This window comes from Streptomyces sp. Tu 2975 (assembly GCF_009832925.1).
Classification (GTDB): Bacteria; Actinomycetota; Actinomycetes; order Streptomycetales; family Streptomycetaceae; genus Streptomyces.
On sequence record NZ_CP047140.1, the window covers coordinates 505,497 to 522,817 of the forward strand.

15 protein-coding genes and 1 pseudogene are annotated in these 17,321 nt (G+C 69.9%); 6 read left to right on the forward strand and 10 right to left on the reverse strand.

Annotation, left to right across the window (positions count from 1 at the left end; all coding sequences use genetic code 11):
• The first annotated feature begins 93 nt into the window (after nt 1–93).
• Together GLX30_RS02125 and GLX30_RS02130 are read left to right on the forward strand one after the other, a co-directional pair.
• Nucleotides 94–963: an MBL fold metallo-hydrolase gene (locus tag GLX30_RS02125; protein WP_159682842.1), complete on the forward strand. Its 870-nt coding sequence runs from the start codon at nt 94–96 to the stop codon at nt 961–963.
• A gap of 67 nt (nt 964–1,030) precedes the next feature.
• Nucleotides 1,031–1,927, forward strand: coding sequence for a glycosyltransferase (locus GLX30_RS02130; protein WP_159682845.1), 897 nt, complete (start codon nt 1,031–1,033; stop codon nt 1,925–1,927).
• A 31-nt stretch (nt 1,928–1,958) separates the two neighbouring features.
• On the opposite strand, the gene GLX30_RS02135 is transcribed toward GLX30_RS02130, so the two are convergent.
• A complete protein-coding gene (locus GLX30_RS02135; protein ID WP_159682848.1) occupies nt 1,959–2,684 on the reverse strand; it encodes a DUF6766 family protein in 726 nt (241 codons plus the stop codon).
• A gap of 88 nt (nt 2,685–2,772) precedes the next feature.
• Nucleotides 2,773–3,150 carry a hypothetical protein gene (locus tag GLX30_RS02140; protein WP_244257957.1) on the reverse strand — a complete coding sequence of 126 codons (378 nt, stop codon included), beginning with the start codon at nt 3,148–3,150 and terminating at the stop codon, nt 2,773–2,775.
• Between the two features lie 381 nt (nt 3,151–3,531).
• On the opposite strand from GLX30_RS02140, the gene GLX30_RS02145 reads away from it, so the two are divergent.
• Nucleotides 3,532–4,455 (forward strand): glycosyltransferase, encoded by a 924-nt coding sequence (locus GLX30_RS02145; RefSeq protein WP_159682854.1) that lies wholly within the window; start codon nt 3,532–3,534, stop codon nt 4,453–4,455.
• A 496-nt stretch (nt 4,456–4,951) separates the two neighbouring features.
• On the opposite strand, the gene GLX30_RS02150 is transcribed toward GLX30_RS02145, so the two are convergent.
• From GLX30_RS02150 to GLX30_RS02180, 7 genes and pseudogenes are all read right to left on the reverse strand, one after another.
• On the reverse strand, nt 4,952–5,308 hold the full coding sequence (locus GLX30_RS02150; protein WP_159682857.1) for a hypothetical protein: 357 nt from the start codon (nt 5,306–5,308) through the stop codon (nt 4,952–4,954).
• Between the two features lie 56 nt (nt 5,309–5,364).
• Nucleotides 5,365–6,522 carry an oxygenase MpaB family protein gene (locus GLX30_RS02155; protein ID WP_159682860.1) on the reverse strand — a complete coding sequence of 386 codons (1,158 nt, stop codon included), beginning with the start codon at nt 6,520–6,522 and terminating at the stop codon, nt 5,365–5,367.
• Nucleotides 6,523–6,573: 51 nt separating this feature from the next.
• The gene (locus GLX30_RS02160) at nt 6,574–7,626 is read right to left on the reverse strand and encodes a polyprenyl synthetase family protein (protein WP_244257958.1); all 1,053 of its coding nucleotides are present in this window, start codon (nt 7,624–7,626) and stop codon (nt 6,574–6,576) included.
• The gene (locus tag GLX30_RS02165; RefSeq protein ID WP_159682865.1) at nt 7,619–7,897 is read right to left on the reverse strand and encodes a polyprenyl synthetase; all 279 of its coding nucleotides are present in this window, start codon (nt 7,895–7,897) and stop codon (nt 7,619–7,621) included. Before GLX30_RS02165 ends, GLX30_RS02160 begins: the two co-directional genes overlap by 8 nt.
• Nucleotides 7,898–8,218: 321 nt before the next feature.
• Nucleotides 8,219–11,209, reverse strand: coding sequence for a carbohydrate binding domain-containing protein (locus GLX30_RS02170; protein WP_159682867.1), 2,991 nt, complete (start codon nt 11,207–11,209; stop codon nt 8,219–8,221).
• A gap of 423 nt (nt 11,210–11,632) precedes the next feature.
• Nucleotides 11,633–12,100, reverse strand: a complete 468-nt coding sequence (locus GLX30_RS02175; protein ID WP_159682870.1) for a lamin tail domain-containing protein — start codon at nt 12,098–12,100, stop codon at nt 11,633–11,635.
• A gap of 449 nt (nt 12,101–12,549) precedes the next feature.
• A pseudogene (locus GLX30_RS02180) lies at nt 12,550–13,323 on the reverse strand (ATP-binding cassette domain-containing protein); the annotation flags it as partial.
• Between the two features lie 25 nt (nt 13,324–13,348).
• On the opposite strand from GLX30_RS02180, the gene GLX30_RS34260 reads away from it, so the two are divergent.
• A complete protein-coding gene (locus GLX30_RS34260; RefSeq protein ID WP_167306769.1) occupies nt 13,349–13,489 on the forward strand; it encodes a hypothetical protein in 141 nt (46 codons plus the stop codon).
• A 308-nt stretch (nt 13,490–13,797) separates the two neighbouring features.
• Nucleotides 13,798–14,574, forward strand: coding sequence for a terpene synthase family protein (locus tag GLX30_RS02185; RefSeq protein WP_347879679.1), 777 nt, complete (start codon nt 13,798–13,800; stop codon nt 14,572–14,574).
• Nucleotides 14,575–14,999: 425 nt separating this feature from the next.
• Here the strand turns inward: GLX30_RS02185 and GLX30_RS02190 are convergent, their stop codons facing one another.
• Complete coding sequence (locus GLX30_RS02190) at nt 15,000–16,358, reverse strand: cytochrome P450 (RefSeq protein WP_244257960.1); 1,359 nt, start codon at nt 16,356–16,358, stop codon at nt 15,000–15,002.
• A gap of 386 nt (nt 16,359–16,744) precedes the next feature.
• Here GLX30_RS02190 and GLX30_RS02195 point away from each other — a divergent pair, with 386 nt between their 5' ends.
• Complete coding sequence (locus GLX30_RS02195) at nt 16,745–17,221, forward strand: hypothetical protein (RefSeq protein WP_159682876.1); 477 nt, start codon at nt 16,745–16,747, stop codon at nt 17,219–17,221.
• Nucleotides 17,222–17,321: the final 100 nt, after the last annotated feature.

The window sequence follows — 17,321 nt, forward strand, 5'->3', positions numbered from 1 at the left end:
CCGCGGTTCACCTGGCACGGCGGGGGCACCCGGTCGGCACGGACGCATCGAACGGCCCGGAGCCGCAAGGCCGACCGGGCCGAAGGAGACCGTATGACCGCCGCCCCGGGCCTGCCGGTCAGCATCGACTTCATCGGCAACGCCACGACCCTGATCCGCTACGGCGACCTGACCCTGCTGACGGACCCGAACTTCCTGCACCGCGGGCAGTACGCGTATCTCGGTCACGGTCTCGTCAGCCGCCGCCTCACCGAGCCCTCGCTCGGGGTCGAGGAGCTTCCCGGGGACCTGACCGCGATCGTGCTCTCGCATCTGCACGGCGATCACTGGGACCGTGTGGCCCGCCACCACCTCGACCGTTCGCTGCCCGTCATCACGACGCCGCACGCCTCGCGCCGCCTCCGCCGTCTGCACGGCTTCCGCCGGGCCGACGGACTCCGGCCGTGGCAGAGCCACACTCTGGTCGGCGAGGACGGCAAAGTGACCGTGACGGCCCTGCCCGGCCGGCACGCCGGCGGAGCACTGCGGGCCTTGCTGCCGCCTGTGATGGGGAGTCTGCTGGAGTTCGGCCCGCCGCGGGGCCCGACACACCTGCGGCTCTACATCTCGGGCGACACCCTGCTGTTCGACGGCATCGACGCCATCGGCCGACGGTATCCCGACATGGACCTGGCGGTGCTCCACCTCGGCGGTACCCGTCTCCCGGGCGGGTTCCTCGTCACCATGGACGGCGCACAGGGAGCGGAGCTCGCCGAGCGGCTGCGTCCGCGCTGGCTGCTGCCCGTCCACTACGAGGAGTACACCGTGATGACCTCCCCGCTGGCCGACTTCCTCCACGCGGCCGAGGACCGGGGCCTCGGTGAACGGGTCGTCCACTGCGCACGCGGCGGCCGCGCCGTCGTCGTACCGGGCGAGCGGCCCGTCGTACGACAGCCCGCACCCGGCGCCGGTGCACGACCATGACGGCACCGGTCCGGAAGGGAACGTTGCTCCGGCCCGCGGTCTCGGCGTACGGAGAGGGAGTGGCGGGATGAGCGATCCGCGCATCACTGTCGTCGTCATCACCCACAACCGCCGTCAGGAGCTGTTGCGCACGCTGGGTGAACTGGCGCGTCTGCCCGAGCGGCCGCCGGTGATCGTGACCGACAACGCCTCGACCGACGGCACCGCGGAGGCGGTGGGCCGGCTGCATCCCGAGGTGCGGCTGCTCACCCCTGGCTCGAACCTCGGTGCGGTGGGACGCAATCTCGCCGTGCGGCACGTACGGACCCCCTACGTCGCCTTCTGTGACGACGACTGCTGGTGGGAGCCGGGCTCGCTGACCCGCGCCGGGGACCTCCTGGACCGCCATGAGCGGCTGGCGGTGCTCACCGCCCGGATCGTCGTCGAACCGGGCGGCAGGGAGGACCCGATCGTCGCCGAGCTGCGCGACTCACCGGTCCGGGGACCGGCGTGGCTGCCGGGGCCCGCCCTGGGCTCCTTCCTCGCGGGAGCGTCGGTGCTGCGTGTCGAGGCGTTCACCGCGGCCGGCGGATTCAGCGAGCGGTTGTGGCTGGGCGGCGAGGAGGAACTGCTGGCCACGGACCTGGCCACATCCGGCTGGTGGCTGGCCTACGACGGGACCATGACGGTCCACCACGCGCCGTCCCCCGCACGCGACGCCACCGGACGGCGCGTCGACGGCCTGCGCAACACGCTCTGGTTCTGCTGGCTGCGCCGTCCGGTCGTTCCGGCGGTCCGCCGGACGCTGCACCTTGCCCGTACCGTTCCGCGCGACCGTGCGTCGCTGCGTGCCTTCGGCGCCGCCCTCGGCGGACTTCACTGGGTCGTACGCGAACGGAGGGTCGTACCGCCGGCCGTGGAAAGGCGCCTGTCACTCCTGGAGGAGTCGCAGCGGCGTTCCACCGCCCGCCGGTACGTCGGCTGACGAAGACCCGGTGCGCTGCGGAACAGGACGCTCAGCCTTCGACACCGGTCGCCGTGTGCGCCGCGCCCACGGGCTTGGACTCCGGTGATCCGCGTTGCCGCAGGTAGATGGCGAGGACGGCCATGGAGCCGATGGCGAGGAGCTCGGACTGCCAGTTCTGGAGTGTCTTGCTCCAGAAGTCCGCGGAGGAGAGGTACTCGGGCCAGCTGGTCGGGGCCTGTAGCCCGCGCAGCTGCTGCTCGTTGTAGGAGGTGACGCCTGCGACGGACTGGACCAGCCACGACAGCAGGAAGATGCCGCCCATGACGAGGCCGAGGGAGCGCGAGTAGAGCGTTCCCCGCCAGCCCCTGACCGCGGCCCAGCGGGGAGAGTCCTCTCTGGCGTGCTCGCCGACCAGTTGGTCCTTGTCCGACTCGATGCCCGCCTTGTGCAGTTCCTTGGATTCGGGTGAACCTCGTTGCAGCAGCCAGACGGTGGCGAAGATGTAGAGGAAGAACTGAAGGTACTCGGACTGCCAGTTCTCGGTGACGTCGACGGCGAAGTCCGAGGACGTCAGGTAGGCGCCGAAGCTGACGGGCGCGAGGCCGTCGGCGATCAGCTGGTTGTCGAACTCCGCGTGGCCTGCCACCGCCTGCCCTGCCAGGGCGAGCAGGAACGCCGCCAGGAAGACGAGACCGAGGCTGTTGTGGTGCAGGAACCGCCGGACGGGACTCCGGGGCTGTACGGTGCCCTCTCCGGCCGTGGACGTGGAGCTCATCGGTGCATCAGCCCCAGCGCCATGAAGTAGGCGAGACCGCCGGCGATCAGGACCAGCGTTCCGATGAACATCGTTCTCATGGCCTCATTCACCCACCCTTGAGTTCGCACTGGTACGGCCGGCCTTCGCGGGGCGTGCATCCGGCCGCCGTCACTTTCCAGCCGGTCGGGAAGTGGGAGAGGAACACCGTGTCCTTCTCGAGCACGACACGGGCCTGATCGCCGTACACGTCGACGCGCCGCACCGCACCGGCCTCGGTGAGGTCCGCTTCGCCGATCGCTTGCTCACAGCGGCTCTTGGCCGACTGCTCCAGCTCTTCCAGGGTCTCCGGGGCGAGGGCGGCGCACATGCGCGTGAACTGAGCGGATCCCAGAGCTTGTTGGAACCCGGTCACCTCAGCGCTGACGTCGTCACGCCGCTCGTCGAGCGAGCCGCAGGCGCTCGTCGTGACCACCAGCACCGCCACGGCGACCGCCCGGCCGCACCACCACCGTCCTGACACACTGCCTCCCGGCCCGACTCAAGGCAGGCCGCGCCCACCGGGTCGAGGACGTGGACAGCGGCTTCCCGCCCATGAGACGCCCAGTCCCCTGGCCCCGCAATCCAGGGCCGTCCAGGGAGCGGCACTCATCCGGACACGGACACGGACTCGATCCGACGGTTCGTCGGCCGGCCCGGCCCGGCGCCCGCACGGTGCGCGGCCTCTTCGCGACCTGACCCACCATTACCGTTCGATACTTTTGCCCCGCAAACGACAGGCCATGCATGGTGTGATGACACAAGGGCACCTGATGACACCCTTCGCCGTTCGGCACGCACCGACGACCACCGGAGAGACGTCCGCGCCATGACAACCGACTCCCGCATCACTGTCGTCGTGATCAGCCGTGACCGCCGGGAACAACTGCTGCACACCCTCGGCAGGCTCGCGGAACTGCCGGAGCGGCCTCCGGTGATCGTCGTCGACAACGCGTCGACCGACGCGACCGCCGAAGCCGTCGCCCGGCAGTACCCGGAGGCCACGCTGCTGACGCCGGACCGGAATCTCGGGGCCCTCGGCCGTAACCTCGGTGTCCGTCATGCCCGTACGCCGTATGTCGCCTTCAGCGACGACGACTCGTGGTGGGAGCCCGGGGCGCTGTCGACCGCCGAACGTCTCTTCGACGCTCATCCCCGGTTGGGGCTGCTGGCGGCGCGCACCACCGTGGGCCCCGAGGCGGTGGACGACCCCCTGAACAGTGTGCTCGCGACGTCTCCCCTGGGCACGGCCCCGGATCTTCCAGGGCCGCAGGTGCTGGGCTTTCTGGCCTGTGCCGCGGTGGCCAGGCGGTCGGCGTTCCTTCAGGCGGGCGGCTACCACCCGGTGCTGTTCTTCGCGGGCGAGGAAACCCTGCTGGCCTACGATCTGGCGGCGCGCGGCTGGGGCGTGTGCCACAGTCCGGACGTGGTCGCCGTCCACTGCCCGACGGGTGGGCCACGCAACGGCCGCAGCGCTGTCATGCTCCGCAACGCGGCACTGACGGCATGGCTGCGTCGGCCGCTGCCCGTCGCGCTCCGCCGCACCGGCGCGCTCGCGGCAGAGGCGAGGTCGGACCCGCGTGCCAGGGAGGCACTGCGTCAGGTTCTGCGCAGGCTGCCCATGGCGCTGCGTGGGCGCAGGCTGTTGCCGGCCTCTGTGGAATCGGCGGCCCGCCGTCTGGACCTGACGGGAGCCGCCTCGGCCGGGCCCGAGGAGCTGACCGTACGATCTGCCGCACAGTCGCCGAGATGAGCCCGGCCGCGGGACCTGCCTCCGTCTTAAGGGCGGGAGTGTCGCGGGCGTCGGGCGGGTGCCGGCTCGTACGCCCGGCGGAGCAGCGCTCCGAGCCGGGGGACGGCGTCCGCGTCCTCTCAGGAAGGCACCACCTGCGCTCGGCGGCGGTCACCGCCGCCGGGCGCAGCGGCGCGTCGTCAGTGCGTGCCGGTATGGGTTCGCCCTCTCCCTGTGCCTGAGCGTCCGTCCGGAGCAGCACCGGCTGATCGGCGCCGCCTCCGACCCGGACCTCTCGGTGGACGTGCCGTCCGTCGCGCACGATGAGCAAGGTCGGTGCTCCCGGGCCGCCTCCGCCAGGGCGGGAACCTCTCTCACCGCGTCCGGCGGCCGCTCCGCGCCCGGCGTTCTCCACCTTGGGCCGGATTTCGCCGCCGGCGACACGGGAGTCATGCTCCGTCACCGCGGGGCGCGGTCCTGCTCTCCTCGTCGCCGCTGCGGGGCGGGGTGGGCTCCGTCAGCGGCGGTGGTCCTGGTCCTCGTCGGCCGCGGTACGACTGTCGGGCTCTCCGGCACCGATGGTGTCGGAGAACTCGGCCGGGTCCAGCGTGCCCTCACGGTCGGGGCCGATGCCGGCGCTGCCGCCGGGCTGGCCACCGCCTGTGGTTCCGTAACCGCCCGGTACGCCGGGGACGCTTTCGGCGTCGGCCTGTTCCCGGCTGACATGCCGCGTGGCCCGGACGCCGGCGCGGCGCTCGGCATGGGGATAGCTGAACGGCTCCGCCTCCGCGCGTTCCTCCTCTGCCTTCCTGGCCGCTTCCGCGGCGTTCTCCGCCTGTTGACGCGAGCTACCTGTTGCATCCTTTTCGGTCATATCGACCGCGTACCCCTCGTTCCGACCGGCATGCGGCTACCGGCCGATCAAGGGCCTCAGGTCGTGACCGTGGGGGCGGGAGGGGTCCAGCGGGCGGTGCGCGCGGCGGTGACGCCGTAGTCCTTCTTGAGCTCCTCCGGGATGGCGTAGTGCATGATGCGACCGCGTGTGAGGGAGCTGAGCTCCAAGAGGGTGGTGAAGTGACCCAGGCGGTCCAGGGCCCAGGCCCCGAGGGGTGAGCGGTCCTCGATCGATTCGAGGATGCCCAGCAGGGCGGGGGCCGCCTTGACCGCCGTGTCCCAGGCGGTGCGGGGCACCTGGAGCCAGTCGGCGCAGGTGTCGCCGATGAGGTAACGGATCAAGGCCCCGACGACGGGATCGAACAGGGTGCCCGGGACGACCTCCTCGTAGAGGTCGATGAGCTGGCGGGTCAGATGGGCCCCTTCGTCGCTAGGGCCCATGTGCCGGGTCATGTACAGGTCGGAGAAGTGGCGGGCCTGGTGGAGATCCGCCGGCGCGTGCTCCTGGTCGACGCCGAGCATGGCGCCGACGACGCGCCAGGCGTAGTAGTACGACTCCGCCCCCTCCGTGCTCATGTGGATGCCCAGCCGGTGCAGGGCGTCGAGCACCTGGATGGAGAACATCATCTGGCCGCCGATCATGTCCTCCTGGCAGATCGGCGTGCCGAGGCGCTCGATGTCCCAGCGGCCCTCGCGGTGCAGGTGGTGGCGGACCGAGGCGTGCAGAAGCCGCACCTTCTGCGCGGCGGGGATGAAGCGGCTGCCGGCTTCGAAAGCACCGGGCTGCATGAGGTAGACGGTGAACTGGCCCGTCTCCGCCATGCGTTTGGACGGGTACTTCAGCGAGTGCGTCGCCGACAGGAGCCTGGCGACATGCGGCAGGACGTAGCAGGCGGGCATCGCCGCGAACGACAGGGCCGTGGAGATGTGGACGTTGTTGTCGATGAAGAACATCCTCGCCCTCTCCATCTCCTCCCAGTCGACCCAGGACGGCGGGGCCCCGGTCTGGTGGAGGTACTCGCGCGCCACCTCGGGCAAGCCGTCCGGCAGCGGTGCGCCGGCCGTGGAGACATAACGCATGAGGGTGTTGAACGTGCCGACCTCGCCCCGTTCGAAGAGCGTGGCGACGGTCGCGTCGGCCAGTTCGTCGCCTGCCGTCCGCAGGGCGTCGAGGGACTGTTCGGTGTAGGTCATCGCGGCTCCTCCGTGGGCCGGACGCGGCATGTGGGCCGGGCCGGTGGATCTTCAGTGCAGGCGGACGGTGGCCGCCCGGGCGAGGTCGGTCAGCGCGCGAGCGGCATCGGCCGGCAGGCGGGTCTGCTCGAGGGCGTCGAGCGCGGCGCGGACCCGGCCGCTGATCATGTCTTCGATACGGGCGGGCGCCCGGGTGCGGTGCATGATCTCCCGTACCCGCGCGAGCGCTTCGTCGTCCGGGATGCCGTTCCCCAACAGCCGTCCGAGCTCGGCGCGTTCTGTCGCGGTGGCCTCCTGCCACGTCTGCGCCAGTAGCGCGGTGGGCCGGTGCGCCGCGATGTCGTCGGCGTTCGCCTTCCCTGTCCGGCAGGGGTCGCCGAACAGTCCGAGGAGGTCGTCGCGGAGCTGGAACGCCTCCCCCAGTGGCAGCCCGTAGTCGGAGAGCGCTTCCCGAAGATCGAGGGAGGCACCGCCCAGGGCACCGCCGATGTGGAGAGGATGCTCGACGGTGTACTTGGCGGTCTTGTAGCGGATCACCTTCAGCGAGGTGGCGGTGTCGGGGTGGGTACCGGTACGCAGGATCTCCAGGCACTCCCCCGCGACGAGTTCGCGGGCCAGGACCGCCCACAGCGGCCGCGCCCGGGACAGATAGGCCGCGGGCAGACCGCAGGCGGTGAACAGCTGTCCGGCCAGCGACATCAGCAGATCACCGACCAGCATCGCCAGGGACCTGGCCGCGGCACTGGGGCGGGGGCTCGCGGCCACCGCGGTGCGCAGCGCGACGTGCGCGGTGGGCAGCCCGTGCCGCAGGGGGCTGTCGTCGATCAGGTCGTCGTGGACGACGGCCGCGGCGTGCACCAGTTCCATGGCCGCGGCGGCGCGTACCAGAGCGTCACTGTCGGGCTGGCCGGCCGCACGCCAGCCCCAGTAGCAGAAGGACGCCCGGAGCCGCTTGCCCCGGCTCGTGGCGATCCGCAGCTGGTCGGCGACAGCGGCGAGGTCGGCGTCGACGGCCAGGAGATGGTCGATCTCCTCCTCCACGAAATGGAGCAGGACCTGGTCCACCCGGGTCTTGAACGCGGCTCGCTCACCGTTGTCAGACATCGCCGCGGCCATGCACGGCGGTTACGTGCCGGGCGAGCAGTTCCATGTGCGGCGGCGAGGTCGGGGCGTAGCGATCCAGGGCGAGACGGCCGCGGGCCTTGATCTCCTGCCGCCCCTCGTCGGCCAGTTCGGTCACGTCGGCGCGGCGGAGCAGCCCGCGTAACCCGCTCATCGCTCCGCTCACCGTGCTGACCGCGAGGTCGGCGACGCCTGCGGCCAACAGCACCACGTCGTTCGCGTCCTGACCGCGCCCGTGTCCGGTCCCCTGCATCGGGCCATCCCTCCCCTTCGGCCCGCGCCCCCCGTACGGGCGGCGCGGTGGCCGTGTCTGCCCGGGCGGAAGTGGTCCGCCCAGGTGTCCTCATCGGAAGGGTGTCGAGACGCGTGGAGCGCCGCGACGGAGATCACCGAAGGGATGACGTACCGAACTGCCGTTCACACGAGGTTCCTCACGGCGCCATGCGCTCCGGCAAGGTGAGGAATGGGCCGCGGCCTCATGGGAGAGCGCTCGCCCGACGTCACGCGACTGTCTCCCGGGAGGCGACTGCCGCGGGAGCACTGCGCGAACTCCCGCGGCAGACAGGGGGTGCGTCTACTTCAGGTAGGGGCCGGCCGTTCCGATCTTCCCGATGCCGTCCAGGACGTAGACGCGGAGATTGCCCTTTCCGGGCGCGGCGACGGTGAGCCTGCCGTCGCTGACCGTCCTGGTGTCGCCGGTCACGGCATCGGTGTAGGTGCCGTTGGGGATGCCGGTGTACACGGCGCCGCCGGAGACGGTGACGAGCGCGAAGCTGTCCGTACCGCCGCTGGTGTAGCGGCGTTTGAACGCCATGCCGCCGGTGATGCCCTCGGTGGAGTACTGGCCCATCTGCAGGGCCGGGATCGCCCTGCGGATCTCGTTCAGCCGCTGCACGTGCTGGACGAGCGGCTTCTCCAGGGTGGCGGCGACCGCACCGGTGGCCGACTCGACCTTGGAGAATCCGGAGGCCTTGACGTCTCCGGCGATGTGGTCGCCGTAGTAGGCACGGCCGGTGGTGGCCAGTGGGCAGCTCGGCCCGCAGTCGATCTTCTTGCCCGCCTGGAATTCGCTCTCCGAGCCGTAGTACAGGGTGGGGATGCCGCGGAAGCTCCACATCAGCGACATGTTCTCCGCCCAGGCGTCCGTGCCGCCGGTGTAGCGTTCGCTGCTCTTGTTGGGGCCGTAGTCGTGGCTGTCGACGTAGACGACGTTGTAGGTGGCGTCGTTGTAACTGTCGTCGGAGTCCTTGCCGTTGCCGAAGGCGTTCTGCGCGTCACCGAAGTTCATGTGCATCCGCATGTCGATGACGTTCATTCCGGAGAACCTGCTGTGGTCCGGTGCGTGGTAGGTGTTGCCGTTCAGGAACGCGTTGGTGGAGGTGGGTTGGTTCGACGTGCCCAGCTGCTGTTCGCGATCGTACATCTCGAGCGCGGCCTTCTCGTCGTCGGCGCTGTACTCCTGCCGTTCCTTCCAGGTGTAGAACTGGGCCGAGTGGTTGACCGAGCCGCGGTTCCACTTGTCGTTGACGAAGGCCGCCACTTCACCGAACACGAAGAAGTTCTTCGCGGCCTCGGCACCGTGCTGCTGGGTGACGCGCGCCTGGATGGCGGGCAGGAACCGGCGGTTCCAGGTGGTGCGGGGGATGTGGACGGCGGTGTCCACGCGGAAACCGTCGACGCCCATGTCGATGTACTTGTTGTAGGCGCCGATCAGATGGTTCTGTACCTGGGCGTTCTCGGTGTTGAGGTCGGCGAGGTCGTCGTGCAGCCAGCAGGAACGGGAGTCCTCCCCCTCCCAGTTGCCTATCCAGCAGTTGTGGTAGAGGTTCTTCGGGAACATCCCTGACATCGGGCCGGGCCACTGGCAGTTGTAGATGCGGTAGCCCTCGGGCGAGGTGTACTGCGTCGGCTTGCCCCAGTCGACGCAGGTGTTGCCGGCGGGCTCGGCGGTCGACCACAGGTCACCGTTGTAGTAGGACTTCCCCGACTTCGTCTCGACGGTCAGGCCGTCGTACTCGAAACCGGGCTGCTTCTCGTCGTAGTACCAGCTCCACTGGGAGTCGCGCACGCCGTGAACGGCCGGCACGAAGAGGCCCTTGGCGCCCCAGCGGGAGGAGTGGTTGTAGACGACGTCCTGGTAGATCTTCATGCCCTTGGCATGGGCGGCGTCGATGAGGTCCTGGTAGGAGGCACCGGCCGATTCCAGGCGGGGGTCGACCTTGTAGAAGTCCCAGCCGTGGTAGCCGTGGTAGTCGTAGTCGGAGCGGTTGAGCACGACGGGCGTGACCCATACGGCGGAGAAGCCGAGGGCCTTGATGTAGTCGAGCTTGTCGACCAGTCCCTTGAAGTCGCCGCGGAACATGGGGTCGTCGTTGGCCTCGTTCCCTGATGCCTTGTGCTTGCTGCCGCCGCGGTTGTTGGACGTGTCCCCGTCGTTGAACCGGGCGGTGAGGACGAAGTAGACGGGGTCCTTGCGGGGGTCCGTGCCCAGGGGTTTGCCGGCGGCGGGCGCGTCGGGTCCGGTGCCGGTGGTAGCGGTGGCGGCGGCGGAGGCCGCCGACAGGTTCCCGGCGGCGTCCACCGCCTTCACCGTGTAGGTGTAGGCGGTCCGCTCCGTGAGGCCGCCGTCGGAGAAGACGGTGGACGCGACGTCGGTGACGACACTCCCGCCGGTGCCGCCGGTGCGGGTCACCTGGTACTTGGTGACGCCCCGGTCGTCGGTGGACGGCTCCCACGTGAGGACGACGGACACGCCGTCGGCGCTCGCGGTCACCCGGGTGGGGGCGGTCGGTGCCCGGGTGTCGGGCACTTCACCGGCGCACGGATCGGCCGCGCCGGGGGTCACGGTGTTGTTCCGGACCGTGCTGGTGCCGGTTCCGATGGTGTAGTCGCCGCCGTTGTTGTTGTCCCAGACGCCGTTGCCGTTGTTGAAGGCGGCGCTCAGGGAGGTCGCCGGCCCGAGCTCGAGGGTCTGCTTCCACCATCCGGTGCAGGCGGCCCGCATGCCGATGCCCGGCACCGCCGTCCATGCCCCGCCCGCGGGCCGGTAGTGAATGTTCGCCGTCGACCAGCCCAGCGTCTGTGTCGAGTAGTACACCGTCGCGGCGTTGCCAGGAGCGGGTGTCGGATCCGGGTCCTCTCCGCCGGCGCAGGGGTCGGAGTGGGCGACGACGCCGTCCTTCACCGTGATGCTGCCGGTGCCGAGGGCGTAGTTCTTGCCGCCGTTGTTGTCCCATGTGCCCGAGCCGTTGTTGAACGTGGCCTGGAGGCCGCCCGTGGCGCCGAGGTCCACGGTCTTCTTCACCCAGTCCGCGCAGGCGGTCTCCATCGCCACGCCGGGGACGGTGGTCCATGGTCCGCCGTCGGGTGCGTAGTGCAGGTTGTAGGCCGACCAGTTCTTGGTCTTCGTGTAGTAGAAGACCGTTGCCGTGGTGTCGGCCGCCGCGACCGGGGAAGTCGCGGGCGCCGCGGCGCCGGGCACGGCCGCTGTCATGCCCAGCAGTGCGCAGGCGGCGACGGCTGCCGCCAAGGGGCGTCGGAACACCCGGGCAGGAGTGCGTTTCATGCGTCTCTCCAGGGGAGGAGGCCACGGCGTGGGTACACCGCGGTTGTCGACATCCGCAGATGCTCGGTGAGCACCTGTCCGATTCCGCCCACTGCTTCGACGCGCCGCCAAGCCGCAGGAACCGCGCCCGGAAGCGCGGTCGGAAAGTTTCCGAAACTCGTTACAACGGCGGGAAGTTACCCGGGGAAAGCCCTCACGTAAAGGGGCCGCGTCATGACGCACCGCACGGCCACGGCAACTGCCCCATGTGCGGTGACGCCGCTCCGCTCTCAGGACACATCGCCCCCGGCACAGCAGTCGGCCGGCGCCTCGCGGGACTCACGAGGCACCGGCCGGTCTACGGTGGTGCGGGTGGGCGGTCAGGCGCCCGGCCTGCCGGACGGGCGAGGGGGGACACCTCGGCCCGCCCGGTCGAGCCGCGCGTCAGCGGCGGTGGCCACGACCCCAGGACTCGGTGTCGACGGTGTGGCCGCGGTCGTCGCGCAGCGTCGCCTTGTCGGAGCGCTTGTCCCAGACCGAGTGGCGGCGGTCCTGGTAGAGGTCGGTGCGGCTGTCGCGTCCGAAGCCGGTGTGGACACGGACGCTCGAGCGGCCGGCGAGACGGTAGTCGTCGAAGCTGTACCGGTTGCCGTCGCGGTCGCGCAGGGTCCAGCCGTCGAGGTTGACCGAACGGCGGCTGTTGTTGGTGATCTCGACCCATTCGGCATTCAGTGCCCGGTTGGAGCGGTGGTCGCGCTCGCCGGTCTGCACGGCGCTGATCTCGACCCGCGCGTCCTGGCGGTGCCGACGGTCCCCGTCGTGGGCGGAGGCCGGCAGCGTGACGGCCGAGACGACGGCTCCGGCGGCGAGAACGGCGGCCGCGATGCGACGGGAGGTTGAAGCAGCAGACATAGGTGATGTCTCCTCGAACTGTGCGCCACCCGCCGTGAGAGCGGTGGTGGCGGTGCGGGTCACCGGCCCGTGACGGGCCGGCGGACCTGACTCTGCGGCCGCGGCGGGGACAACGGCATGACAACCCCGCCGAGTTACCATTTACGGACATTTCCGTAACTGTCGGCCGAACGGATCACGCACCCAAGGTCGCCGTGACCCTGACATCCGCTGCTCCATACATAGACCGCTCATGAGCAGCGGAAAGGTCACGCCCGCCGGCGCACACCACCGGCCGCGCCACCCCGCGCACCACCCCGGACATCGACCCCCGCGCCGGTAACAGCAGTTCTGCACGTTTCTTCGCACATCCGGCCCGTCGTCGCACATCCGACCCGGCCGCCGCAGCCACCGCCACGTCGACGGTCGATCCTGACCGCCCGGCCGGGTCTCCCCCGGGCGGCGGGGCGTCAGGAGATCTGGGCGCTCTGCAGCCGCGCGTACGCTCCACCGCGTGCCAGGAGTTCGCCGTGGGTGCCCGCCTCCTGGACGCGGCCCTGCTCCAGGACCACGATCCGGTCGGCGTTCTTGATGGTCGACAGCCGGTGGGCCACGATGAACACCGTACGGCCCGCTACCAGCCGGGCCAGGGCCTGCTGGATCAGCGCCTCCGAGCGGGCGTCGAGCGCCGAGGTCGCCTCGTCCAGGACCAGCACGCGGGGGTCGCGGATCAGCGCCCGGGCGATGGCCAGCCGCTGGCGCTGACCGCCGGACAGGCGGGCCCCGCGCTCACCGACCACGGTGTCGAGGCCATGGGGCAGGCGGTCGACGAACTCGGCCGCGTTGGCGTCGGTGAGTGCCCGGCGGATGGCCGGCTCGTCCACGTCCGGCAGCCCGTAGGCCACGTTCTCCCGGATGCTGGCCTCGAAAAGAATGGACTCCTGCGGGACGACGGAGAGGAACCGCCGGTAGCTGCGCAGATCCAGTTCCGCGAGGTCACGGCCGTCGAGCAGGATCCGGCCACGGGTCGCGCGGTGGAACCCGAGCACAAAATTGAGCACCGTGGACTTGCCTGCTCCGGAGCCTCCGACGAGGGCGACGGTCTGCCCGGCGGGAACGGTGAGGTCGAGGCGGTCGAGAGCCGGGCGGTCCCCTGCGTCGTAGGTGAGGCTCACGCTCTCGAAGCGGAACTCCCCCGCCACGGCCGCGACATGCTCCTTGCCGTCGTTCTCCTCCAGGTCGGGGCCTGGAGGACCTCTCGAGGAGCATATGGACCTCGCGTCGCGCAGCCTCGACCGCGCGCGGCCCACGCCCCGGGCACACCGGGAACTGAAAGCCTTCGCCTCCGTGTTCGGCTGCCCCTTCACCGGCCACGACCGCCTCACCGGATCCGTGCCGGTCTCGGCCTAGAGGTGCCGCCCCTGACGCGGCGGCACCTCTGGGAGGCAGCAGGCGCCCGGGTGCACCGCATCCAACACAGCCCGACCATCCCTCAGTCCCGCCAGAGGAAGACGACATGAGCACTCCCTGCACTGGTTCCACGGGGGAGGCGCCCACGTTCTGGCATCTGTTCCCCGCCCGTTCCAACCCCCTGGGCCCAGAGACCGACGACCACGCGGCAGCCTGGCTCGACGATCACCGCCTCGTCGACGACGCCCGCGAGAGCACCCGGCTGAAGGCCACCCGGGTGGGCAGCGGTGCGGGATTCCTCTTCCCCGATGCCGGCCGGGACCTGCTGGGCCTCGCCGCCGACCTGTGTATCTGGCTCAGTGCCTACGACGACCTCCACGTCGAAGCCCCTCAGGCCACGGCCACCACACTGGCCCCGCACATCGCCTCCTTCACCCACGTCGGAGACCCGCACCAAGCCGCCGGCTTCCTCCTGCGCGCTCACCTCCGCGCTGGCCGATCTCACCCGGCGGATGCACGACCTGATGACCCCCGCTCAGGCCGCCCGCATTACCGCCCGGCTCCACCAGGCCTTCGCGGCCACGTACTGGCAGAGCACCACTCACGGACGCATCATCGGCCTCACCGAGTACGAGGCCATGCGCCCGCACACCTTCTTCGGCCACGTCCTCGCCGCCCTCATCGAGCCCTGCACGGGCCTCGACCTGCCCGACCAAGTCCTCGACCGCGAGCCGGTCCGTCAGCTGATCCATAGCACGGCACGACTATGGGGGTGGGTCAATGACGTGTACTCCTTCCCCATGGAGCGGCACGGGCTCGGTGCCCCGCCCCAGACCTTGCCGCTCACCCTGGCCCACGAGCACGGAATGGCCCTGCCCGAGGCGTTCGCCGCAGCCTGCCGCCTGTGCGACACGGAGGCGGCCACCGCCCACCGCCTCGTGACCGAGCTGACCGCATCGCCCATCCCTCAGCTCTCCCACTACGCCGGGGCCATCAGCCATGCCATCGGCGGAACAAGGGCCGTCTACCGGACCAGCGACCGCTGGCGCACCAATCTCACACCCACCACCCTGCGAACCCGATAACCTGCCCGCCCCACACGCAGAGCCGGCCCACACCAGCGCGCCCACGCACCGGCCCGATCGCGACACCACTACAACACTCACGCCGCCGCCTTCACCCGTCCCCGTCTGGCTGCCCGCCACCCCGAGCCGGTGCCACGCTCGTCCCGCCCCAGTCGAAGTCCGAAGGACGCACGGTTCGTGTGACGCGACGGGCCAGGCGTGTATGCGGGCAGAGGGCCCTGCCGAGTCAGGCCTTCGGGTGGGCCGGCTTCTGCTGTGAGTCCACAAACCGGGCACGGCACTCCTGGCAGAGCGAATTCCCACCGACTCCGTATCGGCAACATGTTCGATGACTTCTCTGCACTAAGGATGCGGCGTGGGCTGTGGTGATGTGCCGACTTCAGCACTACCGCAAACGGCAGGTCAGCGGGCACACCTAACGGCACTCACTCTTCAGTGAGGCGGGCAGGGGGCCGGGCTCGTAGTGTGGCGCGCAGTGTTGTGGAGGGATGGAGCTGTAGGCCGACCGTGGGGACCACTTTCCCCGGTGCGATGTCTACGTGGAAGCGCTGGGCCAGTGTTGCGATCACCAGTGTTGCCTCGACCAGGGCGAACCGGGCACCGAGGCAGGCGCGGTGGCCGCCTCCGAACGGGAACCAGGCATGCGGGGGCGCACTGCGTTGGGCGTGCGTGTCCCAGCGTTCGGGGCGGAAGGCTGTGGGGTTGGAAAACCAGCGGGCGTCTCTGTGTGTCGCCCACGGGCTGCACCAGAGCGTCGTCCCGGCCGGGATCCGGCTTGCCCCGAGGGTGGCTCCTTCCCGTGCCACCCGGGGAGGAATGATCCACGCGGGCGGGTAGAGCCGTAGGGCTTCCTTGACGATCTGCTGGGTCCAGGTCAGATGCTCGTAGTCGGCGTACGCCGGGCGGCGCCCGTCGAGTACGCGGTCGAGTTCCGCGGCGAGCTTCCTTCGCGCGTGCGGCGATGCCGAAAGCAGGTACCAGGTCCACGTCAGCGCGGTTGCCGTGGTTTCGTGCCCAGCGGCCCAGAGCGTCACCGCTTCGTCTCGCACCTCAGCGGCGGTGAGCGGCCGTCCTTCCTCGTCCCGCGCTGCGAGCAGCCTGCCCAGCAGGTCCTCGCCGCTGTCGCCTGCCTCTCCTGATGCCTGGCGGGCGTGGATGAGTTGGCCGATCTCAGTGTCTACGGTCGCGACGGCGTTGAGCAGGCGCCGGCGGGCGGGGGTACGCACCCAGGGCGGTAGGAAGAGTCCGATGCCCCGTAGCTCGGCGCCGATCTCTCGCCCGGCCACGGACATCGCGTCTCGTAGTGCGTGGGCCCGGTCGCCGACGTCGTTGCCGAAGAGGTTGCGGACCACGATCCGCTGGGAGAGCTGATCCATCTCTCGCAGCACATCGATTTGCGTGCCTTCCTGCCAGCGGTCGGCAAGCGCCACGGCGCAGTCCACCATCGTCGTGGCGTAGCGGCGTACCTGGGAGGGGCGGACGGAGGGCTGGACCAGGGATCGCTTGCGGCGCCAGCCGGCGCCCTGGCTGCGCATGATGCTATTGCCGACCAGTTGTTTGAACGCCCAACCGGCATCGAGATTCTCGAAGTGTCCTTCGTTGCTTCCCAAAAGCTCGGCGATGTGCTCAGGGTGCGTGAGGGACATGATCTTCATCGGGCCGAGCGACCAGGTCACGACGTCCCCGAACTCGTCGCGCAGACGTTCTAGGAACGCCAGCGGGTCGCGGCCGAATGCGGGGAGGTTTCCGAGCAGCGGCAGTCGGCGTGGGCCTGCAACGGGCACGAAGGGGACAGGGGGCACGCCTCGTGAACGAGCAGTGTCGTGAACGGTTGCGCGCGGATGGAGGAGCAGTGCCGTAGCTCTCACCCGGGTGGAAGCTGGGCCAGTAGTGGCGCGCTCGGTCCGCCCACCGGCAAGGAGTGCCCCCGCAAGGGCCTTGCTGCAGTCCGGGGTTGAAGTCGTCTGGGCGTTGATGCCGATCTCGAATTTTCCCCGGTGCTGCTCTTCGTGCCCCAAGCGGTTGCCGTGGTCAACGAGTGCCGGAGTCACCCGCGAGCGCATCGACGTCTCTTCCAAGGCGCCGTATCGGTCTGTCCCCACAGTCGTTGATCTTGCTGCGGCAAGGCTCACGCCGCCCATGTGTCGATCATCAGAGAGCGAGATCCTTGATGTCCGTTGACCTGCCTTCGAAGCCCCGCCGCTCCCGGCCGAGGGCCCTGGCCGGTACCGTCGCCACCCTCAGCGCCGTTGTTCTTCCGCTGGCCGCGACCACCCCGGCCCACGCCTCCACCGAGAACGTCTACGTCCGGTACACGCAGCATGACGCCTTCGATAACCTGATCTACGAGGTCGTGTTCACAGGCAAGGTCTCCTCCAACGGCCCCACGAGTTACACCCTGACCGGCACTCTCGACGCGTGGTGCAACGACGGCCCCATCTTCACCGAGTACGCGGGGGTCGCCTACAGCCCTGCGTCCGCATCCCACACGTGGAAGACGTACAAGTGCTCTGACCTGGCGCAGGAGATCAACGTCACCGGAAGCCGGAAGGCCGGTGAGGCGATCGACATCAAGGTAGGCGGCACCAGCGGCACCGCCAACACCTGGAACACCACCAGCAACAGCACCTACAACATCGGCAGCTGACTTGCCGCGTCGAAGCTCCCGTCCCGAGCAATCGGACCCGGCGGGGGCTTCGTCCAGATCTCCTCACCGAATTCGATGTGAGATCTCCCCGCCCCACCTT